Here is a 20133-nt window from a genome sequence, read left to right as displayed (position 1 = left end):
TCAGTTCTTCACTGCGAAGCCGCGCCGCTGGAAGATCGCATCGGCGGCAGGCGAGGCCAGCCACTGCACGAAGGCCGTGGCCTGTGCGGAACGCGTGCCGCGCAAGGCCGCTACCGGGTAGACGATGGCGGGATGCGAGTCCTCGGGGAACGTCGCGATCACGCGCACGGCCGGTTCGGCCTTCGCATCGGAGGCGTACACGATGCCCAGCGGCGTCTCGCCACGCGCCACCAGCATCAGCGCCGCGCGCACGCTTTCGGATTCGGCCAGGCGTGCCTTGACGCCGTTCCACAGCGACAGCGATTCCAGCGACGCCTTGGCGTACTTGCCGGCCGGCACGGTCTGCGTCTGTCCTACCGCCAGCCGGCCATCGCCGAGCGCGGCGAGGAAAGTCGCAGGCCGCTTCAGGTCCACTCGCGCCTTGCTCGCCTTCGGTGCGACCAGCACCAGCTGGTTGCCCAGCAGGCTGCGGCGCGTGGCGGTCTCCAGCTTGTTGCGCTCCTGCAGGTAGTCCATCCATTCCAGGTCGGCGGAGAAGAACACGTCGGCCGGCGCGCCCTGTTCGATCTGCCGTGCCAGTGCCGAACTGGCGGCATACGACACGCGCACCGGCGTGCCGGTCTGCTTCTGGTAGGCGGCGGCGGCCTCGTCCAGCGATTCCTTCAGGCTGGCGGCGGCGAAAACCGTGAGGCCCGTGTCGTCCTGCGCGCGCACGGCGGTCGGGGCGAAGGCGGCGGCGAGCAGGAAGACAGCGGCGACGGTGGGACGGAGCAACGCGGACAGGTTCATGCGAACGACTCCTGTGGGGAAGAGAGGACTACTCGATGACGAAGGTCTGGATCTGGCGCGCGCTGCGGGCAGGGCGTGAGTCGCCGGGAATCAGCAGCCGGGCCGGACCGGCCTCGGCCGGCAGCGGCCTGCCATCGCATTCGTCGGCCACATAGACGCGCTCCTTGCCGAGGGTCGGATCCAGTTCGCCCAGCGAGAACACGACCGTGTAGCCATCACGCGCGCGCACTTCCACGCGGCGGGCGAGGTGCGCGCCGCGCAACGGATCGGTGGGCATCGCGCCGGCGCGCCGCAGCACGTCGACGAGATCCACGCCACTGCACTGCAGCGGCGTACCGTGCACGTCCATGCTGACCGCGTGACGTGGCAGGCCCTGCAGCAGGTCCGCGTGCCATGGCAGCTCCACGGGGCCGGGCGATGGTGTGGAGGGCGCGTGAGCGGCATGCGACTGCGCGCGGACGGACAGTGCCGGAGCAACCAGGCAGATCGCGATCAGGAGCGGGAGACAGGGGCGGAGCGTCATGTGCGATCTCGCGATGTCGAGGGGAAGGTCAGTGCCGGTCCAGCGCCTTGTTCAACACAGCCGCCAGTGCCACGCCACCGGCACGCAGCTGGCGCTCGGCGATGGGCAGGTGCCTGTCGACATACGTTTGTTCGAGCTTGGCGCGACGCGGATAGAAATCCGGTTGGGTCACCACACGGCACGACTGCTCGGCCCAGGCTGCCGCGGGCGGCGGCAGGGCGATCGCGTCCAGCGACGGCCGCGGCAATGCGCGCAGGTGACGCAGGTAGTCGGCTTCGCTGCGGCCGGTCGTCACCAGCATGCGGCTGTCCCACAGTGTGTGCAGGTTGGTGCCGCGGCCATTCCAGTTGACCTGCACGTCGTTGCCGCCCTTGTCGCGGCCGTAACCCGCATGCAGCGGCTGGTGCACGTCGCCGACGAAATGCACCACGAATTTCAGTGCCTGCAGGCGTTCGGCACGCGTGCGTTTCGTATCCGCCAGGATGGACGTCTGCGTCCGGATCGCTTCGACCACGCAGTTGCCGCCCGGGCAATCGCGCGAAGGCTGGTAGTCGCAGTCGTGCTCGCCGATGTTGACGAAGTGCCAGCGCGCCGTCTTGCGGCCGAGCACGGGGTCGCTCTCGCGCAGGTCGTCCGCCCAACTCGCGATCCCGGCCAGCGTGGGATCGGGTTCGCCTTTCAGCAGCGTCTCGATCTGGCGGCGTGCGTGCGGGGTCAGGTCGTCCCACGCCAGCAGCGCGACCAGGCGATGGCCGAGCGGGCCCCACGCGTACGCGGGCACGGGCGCAAGCGCCATGGCAAGGGAGACAACGAGGGCGAGCGAGAAAAGAAGGGAACGGACCATGCCGGTACTGTAACCGACACGGGCCGTTCCCCAATTTACCGCAGGCGCTGGATCGACGGCCTGCTCAGAACTTCAGGACATAAGCCACGCCGTACACCAGCGGGTCGATGTTGGCGGTGCCCAGCTTGGCGCCTTCGACTTCGACCTTGGTGTCGATGTCGGCCCAGCGCACGTCCACGCGCACCGCGCTGCGTTCGCTGACCTTGAAATCCAGGCCGGCGTGGGCGGCGAGGCCCCACGAGTCGTCCAGCTTCAGCTTGGCGCCTTCGAGCGCGCCGGTGGTGTCTTCGCTGAAGAACGTCGTGTAGTTCAGGCCCACGCCGAGCAGCGGCGAAACCTTGCCCTTGCTGTTGAAGTGGTACTGCAGCGAGACGGTCGGCGGCAGATGCTTGGTTTCGCCCACCTTGCCCACGCCCTTCACCGAGATGTCGTGCTTGAACGGCAGCGCGGCCAGCACTTCCAGGCCCAGGTTGTCGCGCAGGAAATACTCGAAGGTCACGGTCGGCTTGACGTCGCTGTCGATTTCCAGCGGCAGCGTGCCGGCCGCGATGGTGCCGTTGTCCGACTTCGGATTGACCTGGTGCACGCCGACGCCCAGCGTCCAGTCGCCCTTGGACTGGGCGAAGGCGGGAACGGCGGCGCCCAGGGCGAGGGCGATGGCAATCGGGATCAGGGTCTTCTTCATGGTGGTGACGCTCGTTGGAATGTGGCGCCAGTCTCTGCCCCGGTTTCCCGCCATGCCTTGATCCTGATCAATGCCCACGGGGCTTCGCGGCGGGGGCGGCCTGTTAGAATGACGGCCCCCGTCAACCCCGCCGCGCCGCGCGCGGCCGCAGGAGTCCTGAGCAATGTCGATCAAGGTGGGTATCAACGGCTTCGGCCGCATCGGACGCAACGTGCTGCGTTCCGCCGTGCAGAATTTCGGCAACGACATCGAGATCGTCGCCATCAACGATCTGCTGGAGCCGGACTACCTGGCCTACATGCTGCAGTACGACTCCGTGCACGGCCGCTTCGACGGCGACGTGAAGGTCGAGGGCGGTGCGCTGTTCGTCAACGGCAAGAAGATCCGCCTGACCCAGGAACGCGACCCCGCCAACCTGAAGTGGGACGAAGTCGGCGCCGACTTCGTCATCGAATCCACCGGCCTGTTCCTCGACAAGGCCACCGCGCAGAAGCATCTCGATGCCGGCGCGAAGAAGGTCGTCCTGTCGGCGCCGTCGAAGGACGACACGCCGATGTTCGTCTACGGCGTGAACCACGAGACCTACAACGGCGAGGCCATCATCTCCAACGCCTCGTGCACGACCAACTGCCTGGCCCCGATCGCGAAGGTGCTGCACGACAAGTGGGGCATCAAGCGCGGCCTGATGACCACCGTGCATGCGGCCACCGCCACGCAGAAGACCGTCGACGGCCCGAGCAACAAGGACTGGCGCGGCGGCCGCGGCATCCTCGAAAATATCATCCCGTCGTCCACCGGCGCGGCCAAGGCCGTCGGCGTGGTGATCCCGTCGTTGAACAAGAAGCTCACCGGCATGTCGTTCCGCGTGCCGACCAGCGACGTGTCGGTGGTCGACCTGACCGCGGAACTGGAGAACCCGGCGACGTACGACGAGATCAAGGCCGAGATGAAGGCGCAGAGCCAGGGCGCGCTGAAGGGCATCCTGGGCTATACCGAGGACAAGGTGGTGGCCACCGATTTCCGCGGCGACACCCGCACGTCCATCTTCGACGCTGAGGCCGGCATCGCGCTGGACCCGACGTTCGTGAAGATCGTCAGCTGGTACGACAACGAGTGGGGCTATTCCAACAAGTGCCTGGAAATGGTCCGCGTGGTCGCCGGCAAGTAAGACGCACCGTTTCCGCTGTGCTGCACGGGCGCCCTTGGGCGCCCGTGTCGTTTTCGGGTATCGCCATGTGATACGAGCCGGGCCGGATCCCGCCACCGGCGGCTCGGATTCTTGCAAATCCCGGCGCGTTGCCCGAGGCTGCGGCGAGGCTGAATGGACGGCCCGGGGGACGGAATGCCCCTTCTTGCACCGAATACGCAGTGACGGGGTAGGCGATGGATGATCTGGCGGGAATCCTGGTGTTGCTTGGCCTGGCCGTGCTGGCGGTGCCGGTACTGCTGATCGTGGCGTTGGTCGCGATCAGTGGACTGAAGCGCCGGGTCACGGAGCTAGAGCGGCAGGTGGACAACCTGCACAGCGCCTACGTCGCACCTGCGGTGTCGCCGGCGCGGTCCGACACGGCCACTGCCCCCTCGGATCCCACACTGGCGGAGCTGGTGCGGACGGTGCCTCCACCGGTGTCGCGCGCCGAGGGTCCGCGACCGCCACAGGCCTCAGCGCCACCGCCCATCCCGCCACAGCGGCCCACGCCCACGCCTCCTCCTGTGGCTCCCGCGGCGCCCGCTCTTCCGTTGCCGCCGCGTCCGCCGCGCGCCGAGACGCCGTCCCGTCCCGCGACGCCTGACGTGTTCACCCTCGCGATTCGCGCGGTGCAACGCTGGTTCACCGTGGGCAACGTGCCGGTGAAGATCGGTGTGCTGGTGCTGTTCGCCGGCGTGGCCGCGTTGCTGAAGTACGGCGCCGACCAGGGCTGGTTCTCGCTGCCGCCGGAGCTGCGCTTGGCAGGCATCGCCGCCGCGGCGCTGGGCGCGCTGGTGTTCGCGTGGCGCAAGCGCGAAAGCAACCGCACCTTCGCGCTGAGCCTGCAGGGCGGCGCCATCGGCGTGCTGCTGCTGGTGGTGTTCGGCGCGTTCAAGATCTTCGGCGTGATGCCGGCGGGGGCGGCGTTTGCACTGAGTATCGTGCTGGTCGCCGGTGCAGGCATGCTGGCCGTACTGCAGGATGCGAAGTCGCTGGCCGTGTTCGCGCTTCTCGCCGGCTTCCTCGCGCCGATCTGGTTGTCGACCGGCAGCGGCAATCACGTGGCTTTGTTCTCGTACTACGCGGTGTTGAACGCGGCCATCGTCGGCATCGCCTGGTACAAGTCGTGGCGCGTACTGAACCTGCTCGGTTTCGTCTTCACGTTCGGCATCGGCACGGCGTGGGGCCTGTTCGACTATGACCCGCAGAAGTACGCCAGCACGCAGCCGTTCCTTGCGCTGTTCTTCGTGTTCTACCTGCTGATCCCGCTGTTGTTCGCGCGACGCCAGCCGGCCAGTCGTCGCGACTTCATCGATGGCTGCCTGGTGTTCGGTATGCCATTGGTGGCGTTCTCGCTGCAAGCGGGCCTGATGCAGGGTGGCAGCTTCGAGGACAGCCGCCTGCCGCTGGCGTTCTGTGCGCTGGGCCTGGGTGTGCTGTATGCGGGGCTGTCGTGGGCGTTGCGCCGTCGCGCGAACTACGACGTGCTCGCGCAGTCGTACGCGCTGCTGGCGGTCGGCTTCGCCACGCTGTCGGTGCCGCTGGCGCTGTCGGCGCAGGCCACGGCGTGTGTGTTCGCGCTGGAAGGCGCGGCGCTGGCCTGGTTGGGCCTGCGGCAGTCGCGCCTGCTGCCGCAGCTGACCGGCGCGGGCCTGCAGCTCGCCGCGGCGGTGGCGTTCTTCATCGCGCGCGTCGACGTGATGTCGTGGCATGAGGTCACGGCCGTTGCGCCGATGTTCGCCAACGCGGCGTTCATGAGCGCGTTGCTGATCGCGGTGGCGGGTTTCGCCAGCGCCTGGGCTTACCGCGCACGCAGCCATGGCGTTGCACTGGTGTATTGCCTGTGGGCACTCGCCTGGTGGCTGGGCAACGGCATGGTCGAGATCGTCGAGTATCTCGCACGTCGTGACGAGCCCGACGCCATGCTGGTGTTCATCGCGCTCACCGGCTGGCTCGCCGCGGAAGTCCATCGCCGGCGTCCCGCCACCGCGCTGGCGTGGACCACGCTGGCCGGGTTGGCGTCCGCCGGGCTGTTCGCGCTGTGGCAATCCGACGTGCACCAGCAACCCTTCGCCGGATACGGTGCCTGGGCCTGGCTGGCCTATGCGGTGATGGGCGTACGCAGCCTGATGTGCCTGCGCGACAGCGAACACCGTCTCGCCGGCGCCGCGCAGTTCGTGTGGTGGCTGGTGTGGCCGCTGGTGGCCAGTCTGCTGCTGGCCTGGTTGCCGGATCATGTGGAAGGCATGGGCGATGGCTGGCAGGCGGGCCTGATCGCGCTGCCGTGGCTGGTGGTCGTCGCGCTCGCCTTGTTCCGCTGGACGTGGCTGGCCGCGCCGCTCGGCGAGCGTTTTGGCGGATGGCGTACACCGCTGCTGGGCGTGCTGTTCGCCGCACTCGGCCTGTGGTGGCTGGTGTCGCTGTTCCTCGCTGGCGATGCCACGCCGTTGCCCTGGATTCCGGTGTTGAATCCGCTGGAGCTGGCACAGCTCGGCACGCTGGTGCTGCTGTTGTGCTGGTGGATGCCGGAGGAACGCGCGTTGCCGCCGGCGCGCATCGTCCTCCTGTCGTCGCTGGCCTTCGTGTGGATCACCTCGGTGGTGCTGCATGCCGTCCACCATTGGGGCGGTGTGCCGTGGAACGACAGTCTGGTGTCCGGCAGCCTGGCGCAGACCAGTCTAACGGTCACCTGGAGCGTGCTGGGCGTGCTGGGCTGGGTGATCGGCTCGCGTCGTGGCCAGCGCATGCTGTGGCTGGGCGGTGCGGTGCTGATGGGCGTGGTGCTGGCGAAGCTGGTGTTCGTCGATCGGCAACATCTTGGCAACCTGCTCGGCATTGGTTCGTTCATTGCCTACGGCCTGCTCTGCACGGTGGTGGGGTATCTGGCGCCGGCACCGCCGCGTCGCGTCGAGAACGAGGAGTCGGCTGCATGAAGAAGGTCCTGATCGTCCTGGGGCTGCTGCCCGCGATCGCCGCTGCGCAGGCGCCCGAACCGGCGCCCTATGCGAAGCGCTGGCCGCTGGCGTTGTCGACCGAACAGGCGGGCGCCTACCGTGCGGTGCTGGATCGTGATGTCTACACGACGACTGCGTGGCCCGACCTGCGCGACATCGACGTGCTGGATGCGAACGGAAAGCCGGTCGCCGCAGCGCTGTTCGGACCGGAACAACCCACGGCGTTGCCGGCACGACGCATCGTGGTGCCGTGGTTCCCGCTGCCGGCCTCGCCGCAGGATGACGATGCTCCTTCGCGCGTATCGGCGCAGTTCGGCGAGAACGGGCGCATCGTCCGCATCGAAGCCGATGGCGGCGGCAGCAGCGCGGCGGGTCCCGCGCGTGCGTTCCTCGTAGATCTCAGCGGCATCCGTTACAACGCCGAGGCGCTGGAATTCACCTGGGACCCGGGAACGCCGCGCGAAGCCCGCTACCGCGTGGAAGGCAGCCAGGATCTCCAGACGTGGGACGTGGTGGACGAGCGTGTGACGCTGGTGGAACTGCAGCGCGGCTCGCAACGCCTGCTGCGCGACGAAGCGCCGATCCGTGGCGGGCTCCGCTACATCCGCTTCGTGCCGCTCGACGCCTCGCCGGCCTTGCCGATCCGCGAAGTGCGCGTGCGCCTCGACGAAGTGCACCCGCAGCAGTCCGTGCTGTGGTCGGAACTGCGGGGCCGCCGTGTTTCCGAGCAGGGCGTGGACGGTTTTGCCTACGAAAGCGATGGACGCTACCCGGTCGCGCTCGCCGACCTGGCGGTCGACGACTACGCCGTCGGCGAATGGACGCTGGAAAGCCGCGATGCGCTGGATGCGCCGTGGCGCCTGCGCGCGGGTCCCTGGGTGGCCTACCGGGTGGCCGGCCAGCAGCCCAGCAGTTCGGCCGCACAGCCGCTGTCGAGCGGGCCCGCGCGCGATCGATACTGGCGGCTGCGAAACAGGGGCGCGTTGCCGGACCAGGTACCGACGCTGCGGCTGGGCTACCGGCCGGAGGTCATGGTGTTCCTCGCGCAAGGTGCGCCGCCCTACGCACTGGTCGCGGGCAGCGCGCGGGCGAGTCGCGCGACCGTGCCGATGCCGGCCCTCGTGGATGCGCTGCGCCGCGACCGGGGTGAAGACTGGCAGCCTGCGCCGGCGTACCTGTCGCCGGCCTCGGCACTCGCCGGGGATGCCGCGCTGATTCCACCGCCTACGCCGCGCGACTGGAAGACCTGGCTGCTGTGGGGGCTTCTGGTGCTGGGTGCGGCGCTGGTGGCGGCGTTCGCCTTCAGCCTGTTGCGCAATCGCCCACCGGCGTAGTCCGTCCTTCGTTTGCGGCTTGCGGGGGCAGGCGGGACAATAGCGGTCTTTCCCGCTGCCCAGGACCTCCCATGCCCATCGTCCGCATGACCGACCTCGACCTCGCCGGCAAGCGCGTGCTGATCCGCCAGGATCTGAACGTGCCGATCGACGCGGGCCGCATCACCTCCGAGCAGCGCATCACCGCGTCCCTGCCGACGCTGAAGCTGGCACTGCAGAAGGGCGCGGCGGTGATGGTCACGTCGCACCTGGGGCGTCCGAAGGAAGGCGCGTGGAGCGACGCGGATTCGCTGGCGCCGGTCGCCGCGCGCCTGTCCGAGTTGCTGGGCGTCGACGTGCCGCTGGTGAAGGACTGGGTCGATGGTGTCGATGTGGCGCCGGGCCAGATCGTCCTGCTCGAGAACTGCCGCATGAATGTCGGCGAGGGCAAGGATGACGAGGGGCTCTCGAAGAAGTACGCGGCGCTGTGCGACGTATTCGTCATGGATGCGTTCGGCACCGCGCACCGCGCGCAGGCCTCGACGCACGGCGTGATCCGCTTCGCGCCGGTCGCCGCGGGCGGCCCGCTGCTGATGGCCGAACTGGATGCCCTGGACAAGGCGCTGGCCAACCCGGCGCGTCCGCTGTTGGCCATCGTGGCGGGCAGCAAGGTGTCCACCAAGCTGGAGCTGCTGACCAGCCTGGTCGGCAAGGTCGACCAGCTGATCGTCGGCGGCGGCATCGCCAACACCTTCATCGCCGCGGAAGGCCATGCGGTCGGCAAGTCGCTGTACGAAGCCGACCTGATCGACACGGCGAAGAAGATCGATGCCGACGCCAAGGCACGCGGCGCCGAAATCCCGCTGCCGACCGACGTCGTGGTCGCGACGGCGTTCGCCGCCGACGCGCCCGCGACCGTGAAGAACGTCGATGCCGTCGCTGCCGACGACCTGGTCCTCGACATCGGCCCGCAGACCGCGCGGCGCTACGCCGAGCTGATCAAGTCCGCCGGCACGGTGGTGTGGAACGGCCCGGTGGGCGTGTTCGAGTTCGATGCCTTCGGCAAGGGCACCGAGACGCTGGCGCACGCCATCGCACAGTCGAAGGCGTTCTCGATCGCCGGTGGCGGCGACACGCTGGCGGCGGTGGACAAGTACGGCATCGCCGATGACGTCAGCTACATCTCCACCGGCGGCGGTGCGTTCCTGGAGTTCCTGGAAGGCAAGACGCTGCCGGCCGTGGCCGCGCTGGAAGCGCGGGCCAAGTGAGCCGCGACGCGCTGTTCTTCGACCTCGACGGCACGCTGATCGATTCGGCGGTCGGCATCACCCGTTGCATCAGGCATGCGCTGACGCAACTGGAGCACCCGGTGCCGACGGAGGCCGAGCTGCGGGGCTGGATCGGTCCTTCGTTGCGGACCAGCTTCATGCCGTTGCTCGGCGATCCGGCGAAGGTCGAAGCGGCGGTCGAGCTCTATCTCGAGCGTTTCGAATCGCACGGCTGGCTCGAGCACCAGGTCTACGCCGGTATCGGCGATGCCGTCGAGGCGTTGCATGCGGATGGGCACCGCTTGGCCGTGGTCACGGCGAAGAACGAGCCGCATGCGCGCAAGATCCTCGCGCACCTGCCGTTCGGGCATTGCTTCGAGGACATCGTCGGGGCGACCGCCGATGGCCGCCTGAGCCACAAGAAGGACCTGATCGGCGAAGCCTTGCGGCGACTGTCGTTGGCGCCGGACGCGTGCTGGATGATCGGTGACCGCCATATGGACATCGATGGCGCGCGTCACCACGGCATGCGCAATGTCGGCGTGCTGTGGGGATTCGGTGGTGAACAGGAGTTGCGTGATGCAGGCGCAACCCATCTCGCTGCGACACCGGACCAATTGCGGCCACTGTTCGCCTGAGCGTAAAACGCGCGCAGTCAAACGCGCGTTTCATCGCCGCCGTTTTTGCGCAGTCGGGTGTGCGCACGCAGCATTCGACGTGCGCGCAGAGACCAAAAAAATACCAGTCCATCGAAGTCGCGCATGCGTTCGAAAGTGCTTGAAAACAGCGCTTTCACAAGGTCGCGCCAACAGGCATCGCTGCTGTCCCGGGACAGCTTGATGACATGGGGATTGTCGGTCGCAACGGTCCCGTTTCGCTGTGGTAGCGTTTGCGCGATCACAGGGAATCCGCACCATGACCGAACGCCAGCGCCGCACCAAGATCCTCGCCACCCTCGGACCGGCGACCGACCCGCCTGGCGTGCTGGAGGACCTGTTCCGCGCCGGCGTCAACGTGGTGCGCCTGAACTTCTCGCACGGCGATCCTTCCGGCCAGGCCAAGCGTGCGGCGGCGGTGCGTCTCGCCGCGCAGCGCGTGGGTGCGGAAGTCGGCATCCTCGCCGACCTGCCGGGCCCGAAGATCCGCGTCGAGCGCTTTGCCGAAGGCAAGGTGGTACTGAAGACCGGTGACCGCTTCGACCTGGTGGCCAATCCCGCTGCCCCCCCGGGCGATGCGTCGCAGGTGGGCGTCAGCTACCTCGGTCTGCCGGGCGACGTGGAAGCCGGCGACGTCCTGCTGCTCGACGACGGCCTGATGCAGCTGAAGGTGGTGTCGGTCGAAGGCGAACGCATCGTCTGCACCGTGCTCAACGACGGCGTGCTGTCCGACCGCAAGGGCCTGAACAAGCAGGGCGGCGGCCTGTCGCTGGGCGCGCTGACCGAGCGCGACCGCGAACTGATCGCGTATGTGGCGGAGAACATCGGCGTCGACTTCATCGCCGTGTCGTTCTGCCGCAATGCCGACGACATGAACGAGGCGCGCCGCATCGCGCGCGAACATGGCTGCGACGCCGCGCTCGTCTCCAAGATCGAACGCACCGAGGCGATCGAGAACCTCGCCGAGATCGTCGATGCCAGCGACGTGGTGATGGTGGCGCGCGGCGACCTGGGCGTAGAGATCGGCGATGCCGAACTGCCTGGCCTGCAGAAGAAGATCATCAAGGAGTCGCTGGCGCGCAACAAGGTCGTCATCACCGCCACCCAGATGCTGCAGTCGATGGTGGACAGCCCGATCCCCACGCGCGCCGAAGTGCTCGACGTGGCCAATGCCGTCATCGACGGTACCGATGCGGTGATGCTGTCGGCGGAAACCGCGGCGGGCAGTTATCCCGTGCGTGCCGTGGAAGCGATGGCGCGCATCTGCCTCGGCGCAGAGAAGCAGTTCGAGATGGACACCGATTTCGAGAAGGCACCCCGCAACCTCGAGTTCGTCGACCAGGCGATCGCCATGGCCACGATGTTCCTGTCCGAGCACATCGGGGTGCGCGCGATCGTCGCGATGACCGAATCCGGCGGCACCGCGCGCTTCCTGTCGCGCTTCCGCTCCAGCGCACCGATCTACGCGTTCTCGCGCCACGATGGCGCGCGCCGCAAGATGGCGATGATCCGCGACGTGTTCCCGATCGCGTTCGACAGCCGCGGCCTGGCGCCGCGCGAGGCCGCCCGCGATGCGATGCGCGTGCTGCATGACCGCGAACTGCTGGCCGAAGGCGACCGCGTGATCTTCACCAGCGGCGACCACATGGAGAAGCACGGCGCTACCAACACCTTGCGCCTGCTGCAGATGGGCGAGCGCGGCAAGGCCGAGGGACTGGGCGAGCTGTAAGCGGTTTCTCGGCCCTGCGCCATAGCCAGCAGCTCCCGGATCCGGGCGCGCTGCGACGCGCGCTTCACCGCGATTGCCCGCTGCCGGCGGGGCGCGGTCTATAATTGGTCTCTTTTTCGCCCCGCCACAGGAACCCCATGAGCATCGAACAGCTTGCCGAAACCGCCCAGGCCATGGTGGCCGCGGGCAAGGGCATCATCGCGATCGACGAGTCCACCACCACCATCGCCAAGCGGTTCCAGGGCGTGGGCATCGAGAACACGGAAGAGAACCGTCGCGCCTACCGCGAGCTGCTGCTCACCACGCCGAAGCTGTCGGACTACATCTCCGGCGCCATCCTGTTCGACGAAACCCTGCGCCAGTCCACCAAGGACGGCGTGCCGTTCGCCAAGTACATGGCCGACCACGGCATCATCCCCGGCATCAAGGTCGACAAGGGCACGCACGCGCTGGCCGGCTGCCCGGGTGAAGTGGTCACCGAGGGCCTGGACGGCCTGCGCGACCGCCTGAAGGAGTACTACAAGCTGGGCGCCCGCTTCGCCAAGTGGCGTGCGGTCATCACCATCGGCGAAGACATCCCCTCCGGCACCTGCATCGAAGCCAATGCGCACGCGCTGGCCCGCTACGCCGCGCTGTGCCAGGAATGCGGCCTGGTGCCGATGGTGGAGCCGGAAGTGCTGATGGACGGCGACCACAACATCGAAGTCTGCTACGAAGTGACTGAAGCCGTGCTGCGCTCGCTGTTCGGCGCGCTGTACGAGCAGAACGTGCTGCTGGAAGGCACCATCCTGAAGGCCTCGATGGTCATCGCCGGCAAGGACTGTGAAGAGCAGGCCGACGTCGACGAAGTGGCCGAGTCCACCGTGATGTGCCTGAAGAGCACCGTGCCGGCGATCCTGCCGGGCGTGGTGTTCCTGTCCGGTGGCCAGACCGACGAGCAGTCCACCGCCCATCTCAACGCGATGAACCAGCTGGGCAGCCTGCCGTGGCCGCTCAGCTTCTCCTACGGCCGCGCCATGCAGCAGGCCGCGCTGAAGCTCTGGTCGCAGGACCTGAAGGGCAACTTCGCCAAGGCCCAGGCCGTGGTGTACGAGCGCGCCAAGGAAAACGGCCTGGCCGCGCTGGGCAAGTGGGAGGGGTAAGCCTCCTCGCCCCCGCGAAGTGACTTCGACGCCGGCCTCGTGCCGGCGTCGTCGTTTCCGGCGGTCCTGAGCCACGCGGTTCGCCGTTCCGCGATCCCGGCGGGGCGGCGCTGTTCAGGATGCGCGAAGAATTCCCTTGAATAACAAGATCTTGGGCATTCCCAAGACTGAACGGGATTTCTCGCCATGAACATTATTGCTTAAGCAGCTATATCATAGGCATCCATGAAGACACCTGCCGGCCAGAGCACCATCGGTTACCTGATCGCGGACCTGAGCCGGTTGTTCGGCCGGGTCTTCGACCGCCGCGCCGCCCATCTGGGCCTGACCCGCGTGCAGTGGCGTGCGCTCAAGCGCATCCACACGAGTGAGGGCATCACCCAGTCCGAGTTGGCCGATCTGATGGACATGGAACCGATCGCCGTCGGCCGCGTTGTCGACCGCCTGCAGAAAGCAGGCTTCGTCGAGCGCCGCAGCGATCCGGACGACCGCCGCGTGTGGCGCCTGCATCTGCTGCCGCAGTCCGATGCGGTGATGCACGACATCGAGGCCGTAGCCACCTCCGTCCGCGAGGATTGCCTGGCCGGTATCGATCCCGACGAACTCGCCACGGCGCTGAAGGTGCTCGGCCAGATCCGCGAAAACCTCTCCCTGCTCGACCGCGCCAGCCGCGGCGACTCCTCTCTCCGCAAGAGCTGATACCCACCATGACCAGCAAGATCAACGAGGCCGCCGAGAACGCGGCCAAGACTCCCGCTCCCAAGCGTCGCCGTGTGCCGGTGTGGCTGTGGGTTGCCGGCCCGCTCGCCGTCGCCGGCTTCTTCGGCTGGGAATACGTCGCCTCTGGCCGCGAGGTCAGCACCGACAACGCCTACATCAAGGCCGAGCGCATCCTGATCGCGCCGCAGGTCGGCGGCCGTGTGGTCGAAGTCGCCGTGCAGCAGAACCAGCCGGTGAAGAAAGGCGACCTGCTGTTCCGCATCGACGCCGATCCGCTGACCATCGCGGTGACGCAGAACGAAGCCCTGGTTGCGCGCATGGCCAACAGCGCCAGCGCCAGCCGCGCCAAGGTCGTCGGCACGGGTACCTCGATCCAGGCTGCGCGCGAGACGTTGGCGTGGGCGCAGCGCGACTTCCAGCGCATGCAGCAGCTCGCCGGCCAGCAGCTGGTCTCGCGCAAGATGCTGGACGACGCGCGCCATGCCGTCGCCGAAGCGCGCACTGACCTGGCCGACGCCATCGCCTCGCAGTCGGAAGCTACCGCCTCGTTGAGCGGCAGCCCGGGTACGCCGACGCAGGACCTGCCGGAGTACCGCGCCGCGATGGCGATGCTGGCCAAGGCCAAGCTCGACCTGGCGCACGCGGAGGTCCGCGCGCCGGTCGACGGCATCGTCGGTCTGCACGACCTGCAGGTGGGCGAATACATCAACGTCGGCCAGACCGCGATGCCGCTGGTCGCGACCTCGCCGATCTGGGTGGAAGCGAACTTCAAGGAAACCGAGCTGACCAAGATGCAGGTCGGCCAGGCCGCGACCATCGAAGTCGATTCCTATCCCGGCGTGAAGTGGAAGGCGCACGTGGCTTCGATCGCGCCCGCCTCCGGCGCCGAGTTCAGCGTGCTGCCGCCGCAGAACGCCACCGGCAACTGGGTGAAGATCGTGCAGCGCATCCCCGTGCGCCTCGAGATCGACAGCGCGGCTGCCGACGCGCCGCAGCTGCGCGCCGGCATGAGCGCCGACGTGCACGTCGAGCTGCGCGATGGCGGTACCGCCTCCAGCCGCGCCACCGCCGCGCGCTGAGGTCCTGTTTCCATGTCATCCCGGGCGTGTGCGGACGCGGGCGAGGGCACTGTGGTGGGGCCCGGCCCCGCTGACGCCGCGCCCCGGGTGACCTCTGGATCGTCGTGCATCGCGCACGGCGGTCCCTTCCGGAATTCCCCATGAGCACAACCACCGCTCCCGCTGCCCCCGCGCAGGAAGACACCGGCAAGCGCACGCTGCTGGTCGGCTCGGTGATGCTGGCCACGCTGATGCAGGCGCTGGATACCACCATCGCCAACGTCGCGCTGCCGGACATGCAGGGCTCGCTGTCGGCCACCCAGGACCAGGTGTCGTGGGTGCTGACCAGTTACATCGTCGCCGCGGCGATCCTGACGCCGGTCACCGGCTGGCTTGCCGGCCGCCTCGGCCGTCGCCGCCTGCTGATCATCGCGGTCAGCGGCTTCACCGTCGCCTCGCTGCTGTGCGGCATCGCCAGCGGCATCGGCGAGATGGTCGCGTTCCGCATCCTGCAGGGTGTGTTCGGCGCCTCGCTGGTGCCGATCTCGCAGTCGCTGCTGCTCGACGCCTTCCCGAAAGAGAAGCATGGCGCCGCGATGGCGATGTGGGGCATGGGCATCATGGTCGGCCCCATCCTCGGGCCGCCGCTGGGCGGCTTCCTGACCCAGAACTACAGCTGGCACTGGGTGTTCCTGATCAACCTGCCGATCGGCATCCTCGCGCTGCTCGGCATCATGGCCAGCGTCAAGAAGGACGTGCCGCACGAACGCCCGCTCGACGGCATCGGTCTGGGCCTGCTGGCGCTGGGCATCGGTGCGCTGCAGCTGTTCCTTGATCGCGGACAGAGCGAGGACTGGTTCGGCAGCGTCGAGATCCAGATCGAAGCCGCACTCGCCTTCCTCGCGCTGTACATGTATGGCCTGTGGTGGTGGCGCAAGCGCGACCACGCGCTGCTCGACCTGGGCCTGCTGAAGAATGCGAACTTCGCTGTTGGCTGTGCGCTGATCTTCGTCGTCGGCATCGTGCTGTTCGCCACGCTGGCGCTGCTGCCGCCGTACCTCAGCACGCTGATGAATTACCCGGTGCTGACGATCGGCCTGGTGCTGGCGCCGCGCGGCGTGGGCACGATGTTCAGCATGATGATCGTCGGCCGCCTGCTGGGCCGTATCGACGCGCGCTGGCCGATCCTGGTCGGCATGGCCTTGATGGTGGTGTCGCTGCACGGCATGACCCAGTTCGGGCCGAACGCGTCGATGGAATCCATCGTCTGGCTCGGTATCGTGCAGGGCATGGGCCTGGGTCTGGTGTTCGTGCCGATCTCCACCGTCGCCTATGCGACGCTGGAACCGCACCAGCGTACCGAGGCCGCCGGCCTCTTCAGCCTGGTGCGCAACATCGGCTCGTCCGTCGGTATCTCGGTGGTGATGACGATGCTGTCGCGCGCCATGCAGGTGAATCACGCCGAGATCGGCGCGCGCATCCCGGCGTTCGGCGCGGAGACCACGCTGCTGCCTGCCGCGATGGATCCATCCACCGCCACCGGTCTGGCCCTGCTCAACGCCGAGGTCAACCGGCAGGCCGCGGCGATCGGCTACCTCAACGACTTCAAGCTGATGATGCTGCTGACGCTGGTGTCGATGCCGCTGGTGTTGCTGATGCGCGGCGGCAGGGCGCCGTCGGGGGGCAACGCAGGCGCGGATGCCGCGGCGGCGCACTGACATGCAACTCGCCGGCCTGCACCATGTCGCGATCATCGCCTCCGACTATACGAGGTCGAAGCGCTTCTACACCGAGGTGCTTGGCCTGCGCGTGGTCGGGGAGCATTACCGAGATGAGCGCGACTCCTGGAAGCTTGATCTCGCGTTGCCCGACGGCACGCAGGTCGAGCTGTTCTCGTTTCCGTCGCCGCCCCCGCGCGTGTCGCGACCGGAAGCCTGCGGTCTGCGTCATCTGGCGCTGCGGGTGACCGATCTCGACGAGGCCGTCGCCCATCTGAACGCCCATGGCGTTGTCACCGAGCCGGTCCGCGTGGACGAGTACACCGGTCGCCGCTTCACCTTCTTCGCCGATCCGGATGATCTGCCGCTGGAGCTCTACGAGCAATAGGGGGCTCGTTGTGGGAGCGACGTAAGTCGCGATCGCACGCCGTCGGTGGTGGTGATCCATGGTCGACTCCTGCGCGGACAGGTGCCGGGCTTGCTGCAAGACCTCCGGCGCTAATGGTTCATGATCGCGACTTACGTCGCTCCCACACCGACATTCGGAGCGCTCGTCTTGCCCGGCGCCTGCTAAGGTCGCGCGACGCGTGATCCACTGCAGCGAGCGACCCCATGAAGCTGGCCAAGTCTTCCCTGTTCCTGTCCACCGCCCTGATGGCCGCCCCTGCACTCGCCAGCGATAATGACCTCGACTGGCTCGCCGGCCACTGGTGCGGCCAGCAGGGTAAGACCTTCAGCGAGGAAACCTGGATGGCGCCTCGCGCCGGCCTGATGGTCGGCATGCACCGCGATACGCGCGATGGCAAGGCGATCGGGTTTGAGTTCATGCGCATCGCGCAACAGGACGGACGCTGGGTGTTGATGGCGCAACCCGGCGGGGCGGCGGTCACTGCATTTCCCGCCGAGCGCGTGGAGGTAGGACGCGTCGTGTTCGCGAATCCCGCGCACGATTTCCCGAAGCGGGTGATCTATTCGCGGCCTGATGCCGACACGCTGCACGCGCGCGTCGACGATGGCGTGGACGGCGGCCAGGCGATGGAATGGACGTGGCGGCGCGACTGCGTTGCGCCGCCGTCCACCTAGTCGGTTACGGCAGTGCGGCGTCGCCGAGCGAGGCCAGCCATTCGTCGTCGGAGCCTTCGTTGACGCCTTCGAACAGCGGCGTGGAGAAGTAGCGCTCACCGGTATCCGGCAGCACCGCCAGCAGCACGTCGCCGGGCTTGGCCTTCTGCGCGACCTGCAATGCGGCGGCGACGGTGGCGCCGGCGGAGATGCCGACGAAGATGCCTTCCTCCGCCGCCAGCCGGCGCGACGTGGCGATGGCGTCGACGTCGGTGATCGACAGGACCTCGTCAGCCACCTCGCGGTTCAGCACGTCCGGCACGAAGTCCGGCGTCCAGCCCTGGATCTTGTGCGGCTGCCATTCCTTGCCCTGCAGCAGCGAGGCGCCGGCCGGTTCGGAGGCGGTGATGCGCACTTCCGGACGCGCGACCTTCAGTACTTCGCCCACGCCGGTCAGCGTGCCGCCCGTGCCCCAGCCGGTGACGAAATGGTCGAGTCGGCGGCCGGCGAAATCACGCAAGATTTCCGCCGCCGTCGTCTGGCGGTGGTACGCGGGGTTGGCGGGATTGGCGAACTGGCGGGCGAGGAACCAGCCGTGCTGCTTCGCCAGTTCCTCGGCGCGACGCACCATGCCGCTGCCACGCTCGGCGGCGGGGGTCAGGATGACCTTGGCGCCGTAGGCGCGCATCAGCTTGCGGCGCTCGATCGAGAAGGTTTCCACCATCGTGGCGACGAACTTGTAGCCGCGTGCCGCAGCCACCATCGCCAGCGCCACGCCGGTGTTGCCGGAGGTCGCCTCGACGATGGTGTCGCCGGGCTTCAGCAGGCCCTTGGCCTCGGCGTCGAGGATGATCGCCAGCGCCAGGCGGTCCTTCACCGAGCCGCCCGGATTGAACGATTCGACCTTGGCATACAGCGTGACGTGCTCGGGCGCGACGCGGTGCAGCTTGACGACCGGGGTGCGGCCGATGGTGTCGAGGATGCTGTCGTAAACGGCCATGGGATCTCCGTGGGGGCGTGGGCTCAGGCGGCCTGCAGTGTGGGCGCCGGAAGGTTGCGGGAATGTGTTGGGTGCGGGGCGCCGACCGGCGGCGCGCCGAACCAGTGCAGCGTGCCGGCGAGGGCGGTCACCTCGCCGAGGATCAGCAGCGCGGGCGAGCGCACCTGGTGGAAACGCGCGGTTTCGGGAAGATCGGCCAGCGTGCCGGTCACCACGCGCTGGTCGCGACGCGAGCCGTTCTCCACCAGCGCGAACGGCGTGGAGGCGGCGCGGCCGTGGGCGACCAGCCGGTCGCGCAGGCCTTCCAGTCCCGCCACGCCCATGTAGACCGCCAGCGTCTGCCGCTCCTGCGCCAGCGCCTGCCAGTCGAGCGTATCGAACGAATCCTTGCAGTGCGCCGTCACCAGCCGCACCGCCTGGGCGTGGTCGCGATGGGTCAACGGGATGCCGGCATAGGCGGCGCAGGCGACCGCGGCGGTGATGCCGGGAACCACTTCATAGGGAACGCCATGCGCGCGCAGGAACTCGAGTTCTTCGCCGCCGCGGCCGAACACGAACGGATCGCCGCCCTTCAGGCGCACGACGCGCTTGCCGGCGCGTGCGTGTTCAAGCATCAGGGCGTGGATGTCTTCCTGCCGCGTGCTGTGGCCGGTGGCCGACTTGCCGACTTCGATGTAGGTCGCATCGCGACGACCGAGGCGCAGCACGTCCTCGCTGACCAGGCGGTCGTGCAGGACCACGTCGGCTTCGTTCATCGCGCGCAGCGCGTTGAGGGTCAGCAGGCCGGCGTCGCCCGGACCCGCGCCGACCACCGCGACACTGCCGCTGCGCGTCGTCGCGGCATGCTCGTCCAGCATCGCCGTGAAATGCTGTTCGGCCTGCGCATGCAGCCGCTGCCGGTACAGGCGCGGTAGCGGTCCCGCCAACAGCCTCTCGAAAAAGCGGCGTCGTTCCGCGGGCTGCGGGAAGCGCTGGCGGATGCGCCGGCGCTGGCGGGTGAACAGGTCCGCCAGCGAGGCCCACGAATCGTCCAGCAGGGTTTCGAGCTGGCGTCGCAGGTGGCGGGCCAGCATCGGCGCGCCACCGCCGCTGGAGATGGCGACCTGCAACGGGCCGCGCTCGACGATGGCGGGGACCTGGAAGGAGGAGAGTTCGCCATCGTCGACGACGTTGGCGAAGACATGGCGCGCTTCGGCCGCGGCCGCCACCGCGCGGTTGACGCTGGCGTCGTCGGTCGCGGCAACCGCCAGCCAGGCGCCCGACAACCAGTGGGCGTCGAAACGCCCGGCGATCCATTCGATGCGGCCTTCCTCATGCCAGGCCTGCAGGCGCGGCGTGAGGTCGGGCGCGCCGACGCGGGGGAGGGCGCCGGCATGCAGCAGGGCCTGCGTCTTCCGCTCCGCCACCGGACCGCCACCGACGACCAGGACCCGGCGGCCTTGCAGGTCGGCGAACAGGGGAAACAGCGGAGCGCTCACGGGCG

At 68.2% G+C, this 20133-nt stretch carries 19 protein-coding genes; 12 read left to right on the top strand and 7 right to left on the bottom strand.

Annotation, left to right across the window (positions count from 1 at the left end; all coding sequences use genetic code 11):
• The 4 genes from modA to IB230_RS13405 form a co-directional block, all read right to left on the bottom strand.
• Positions 1-789, bottom strand: coding sequence for a molybdate ABC transporter substrate-binding protein (gene modA, locus IB230_RS13420; RefSeq protein WP_192272999.1), 789 nt, complete (start codon positions 787-789; stop codon positions 1-3).
• Between the two features lie 28 nt (positions 790-817).
• Positions 818-1312 (bottom strand): hypothetical protein, encoded by a 495-nt coding sequence (locus IB230_RS13415; RefSeq protein ID WP_192272997.1) that lies wholly within the window; start codon positions 1310-1312, stop codon positions 818-820.
• A 28-nt stretch (positions 1313-1340) separates the two neighbouring features.
• Complete coding sequence (locus IB230_RS13410) at positions 1341-2156, bottom strand: S1/P1 nuclease (RefSeq protein WP_192272995.1); 816 nt, start codon at positions 2154-2156, stop codon at positions 1341-1343.
• A gap of 64 nt (positions 2157-2220) precedes the next feature.
• Complete coding sequence (locus IB230_RS13405) at positions 2221-2841, bottom strand: OmpW family outer membrane protein (protein WP_192272993.1); 621 nt, start codon at positions 2839-2841, stop codon at positions 2221-2223.
• A 163-nt stretch (positions 2842-3004) separates the two neighbouring features.
• Between IB230_RS13405 and gap the strand changes: the two genes are divergently transcribed.
• The 5 genes from gap (at position 3005) to IB230_RS13380 (ending at position 10203) form a co-directional block, all read left to right on the top strand.
• The gene (gene gap / locus IB230_RS13400) at positions 3005-4009 is read left to right on the top strand and encodes a type I glyceraldehyde-3-phosphate dehydrogenase (RefSeq protein ID WP_192272991.1); all 1005 of its coding nucleotides are present in this window, start codon (positions 3005-3007) and stop codon (positions 4007-4009) included.
• A 224-nt stretch (positions 4010-4233) separates the two neighbouring features.
• On the top strand, positions 4234-6963 hold the full coding sequence (locus IB230_RS13395; protein WP_192273930.1) for a DUF2339 domain-containing protein: 2730 nt from the start codon (positions 4234-4236) through the stop codon (positions 6961-6963).
• Complete coding sequence (locus IB230_RS13390) at positions 6960-8318, top strand: DUF3999 family protein (protein WP_192272984.1); 1359 nt, start codon at positions 6960-6962, stop codon at positions 8316-8318. Before IB230_RS13395 ends, IB230_RS13390 begins: the two co-directional genes overlap by 4 nt.
• 71 nt (positions 8319-8389) lie before the next feature.
• Positions 8390-9565, top strand: a complete 1176-nt coding sequence (locus tag IB230_RS13385; RefSeq protein ID WP_192272982.1) for a phosphoglycerate kinase — start codon at positions 8390-8392, stop codon at positions 9563-9565.
• Positions 9562-10203 (top strand): HAD hydrolase-like protein, encoded by a 642-nt coding sequence (locus IB230_RS13380; RefSeq protein WP_192272980.1) that lies wholly within the window; start codon positions 9562-9564, stop codon positions 10201-10203. The genes IB230_RS13385 and IB230_RS13380 overlap by 4 nt, the downstream gene beginning before the upstream one ends.
• 17 nt (positions 10204-10220) lie before the next feature.
• Here IB230_RS13380 and IB230_RS13375 read toward each other — a convergent pair whose 3' ends face one another.
• Positions 10221-10466: a hypothetical protein gene (locus tag IB230_RS13375; RefSeq protein WP_192272978.1), complete on the bottom strand. Its 246-nt coding sequence runs from the start codon at positions 10464-10466 to the stop codon at positions 10221-10223.
• Between the two features lie 14 nt (positions 10467-10480).
• Between IB230_RS13375 and pyk the strand changes: the two genes are divergently transcribed.
• From pyk to IB230_RS13340, 7 genes are all read left to right on the top strand, one after another.
• Positions 10481-11950: a pyruvate kinase gene (gene pyk, locus IB230_RS13370; protein WP_192272976.1), complete on the top strand. Its 1470-nt coding sequence runs from the start codon at positions 10481-10483 to the stop codon at positions 11948-11950.
• 137 nt (positions 11951-12087) lie between these two features.
• Positions 12088-13092 (top strand): class I fructose-bisphosphate aldolase, encoded by a 1005-nt coding sequence (locus tag IB230_RS13365; protein WP_192272974.1) that lies wholly within the window; start codon positions 12088-12090, stop codon positions 13090-13092.
• A gap of 225 nt (positions 13093-13317) precedes the next feature.
• Positions 13318-13791, top strand: coding sequence for a MarR family transcriptional regulator (locus IB230_RS13360; RefSeq protein ID WP_192272972.1), 474 nt, complete (start codon positions 13318-13320; stop codon positions 13789-13791).
• 8 nt (positions 13792-13799) lie between these two features.
• Complete coding sequence (locus IB230_RS13355; protein WP_192272970.1) at positions 13800-14891, top strand: HlyD family secretion protein; 1092 nt, start codon at positions 13800-13802, stop codon at positions 14889-14891.
• Between the two features lie 140 nt (positions 14892-15031).
• The gene (locus tag IB230_RS13350; protein WP_192272968.1) at positions 15032-16588 is read left to right on the top strand and encodes an MDR family MFS transporter; all 1557 of its coding nucleotides are present in this window, start codon (positions 15032-15034) and stop codon (positions 16586-16588) included.
• Between the two features lies 1 nt (position 16589).
• Positions 16590-16976 carry a VOC family protein gene (locus IB230_RS13345; RefSeq protein ID WP_192272966.1) on the top strand — a complete coding sequence of 129 codons (387 nt, stop codon included), beginning with the start codon at positions 16590-16592 and terminating at the stop codon, positions 16974-16976.
• 224 nt (positions 16977-17200) lie between these two features.
• Entirely contained in the window at positions 17201-17671 is a 471-nt protein-coding gene (locus tag IB230_RS13340; protein WP_192272964.1) for a DUF6265 family protein, read from the top strand.
• 4 nt (positions 17672-17675) lie between these two features.
• Here the strand turns inward: IB230_RS13340 and cysK are convergent, their stop codons facing one another.
• A complete protein-coding gene (gene cysK / locus IB230_RS13335; protein ID WP_192272962.1) occupies positions 17676-18650 on the bottom strand; it encodes a cysteine synthase A in 975 nt (324 codons plus the stop codon).
• A gap of 23 nt (positions 18651-18673) precedes the next feature.
• Entirely contained in the window at positions 18674-20128 is a 1455-nt protein-coding gene (gene cysG / locus IB230_RS13330) for a siroheme synthase CysG (protein ID WP_343227320.1), read from the bottom strand.
• Between the last annotated feature and the right edge of the window lie 5 nt (positions 20129-20133).

The sequence above is a fragment of the Pseudoxanthomonas sp. PXM01 genome (assembly GCF_014851815.1).
GTDB lineage: Bacteria > Pseudomonadota > Gammaproteobacteria > Xanthomonadales > Xanthomonadaceae > Pseudoxanthomonas_A.
This window is presented reverse-complemented; position numbering and strand designations above follow the sequence as displayed.

Bases quoted from the DNA above. Each gene is read 5' to 3' on its own strand.
- pyk (WP_192272976.1), top strand. From the start codon at position 10,481: ATGACCGAACGCCAGCGCCGCACCAAGATCCTCGCCACCCTCGGACCG.
- IB230_RS13405 (WP_192272993.1), bottom strand. From the start codon at position 2,841: ATGAAGAAGACCCTGATCCCGATTGCCATCGCCCTCGCCCTGGGCGCC.
- IB230_RS13365 (WP_192272974.1), top strand. From the start codon at position 12,088: ATGAGCATCGAACAGCTTGCCGAAACCGCCCAGGCCATGGTGGCCGCG.
- IB230_RS13410 (WP_192272995.1), bottom strand. From the start codon at position 2,156: ATGGTCCGTTCCCTTCTTTTCTCGCTCGCCCTCGTTGTCTCCCTTGCC.
- IB230_RS13360 (WP_192272972.1), top strand. From the start codon at position 13,318: ATGAAGACACCTGCCGGCCAGAGCACCATCGGTTACCTGATCGCGGAC.
- IB230_RS13350 (WP_192272968.1), top strand. From the start codon at position 15,032: ATGAGCACAACCACCGCTCCCGCTGCCCCCGCGCAGGAAGACACCGGC.
- IB230_RS13415 (WP_192272997.1), bottom strand. From the start codon at position 1,312: ATGACGCTCCGCCCCTGTCTCCCGCTCCTGATCGCGATCTGCCTGGTT.
- cysK (WP_192272962.1), bottom strand. From the start codon at position 18,650: ATGGCCGTTTACGACAGCATCCTCGACACCATCGGCCGCACCCCGGTC.
- IB230_RS13385 (WP_192272982.1), top strand. From the start codon at position 8,390: ATGCCCATCGTCCGCATGACCGACCTCGACCTCGCCGGCAAGCGCGTG.
- IB230_RS13390 (WP_192272984.1), top strand. From the start codon at position 6,960: ATGAAGAAGGTCCTGATCGTCCTGGGGCTGCTGCCCGCGATCGCCGCT.
- gap (WP_192272991.1), top strand. From the start codon at position 3,005: ATGTCGATCAAGGTGGGTATCAACGGCTTCGGCCGCATCGGACGCAAC.
- IB230_RS13340 (WP_192272964.1), top strand. From the start codon at position 17,201: ATGAAGCTGGCCAAGTCTTCCCTGTTCCTGTCCACCGCCCTGATGGCC.
- IB230_RS13345 (WP_192272966.1), top strand. From the start codon at position 16,590: ATGCAACTCGCCGGCCTGCACCATGTCGCGATCATCGCCTCCGACTAT.
- IB230_RS13355 (WP_192272970.1), top strand. From the start codon at position 13,800: ATGACCAGCAAGATCAACGAGGCCGCCGAGAACGCGGCCAAGACTCCC.
- modA (WP_192272999.1), bottom strand. From the start codon at position 789: ATGAACCTGTCCGCGTTGCTCCGTCCCACCGTCGCCGCTGTCTTCCTG.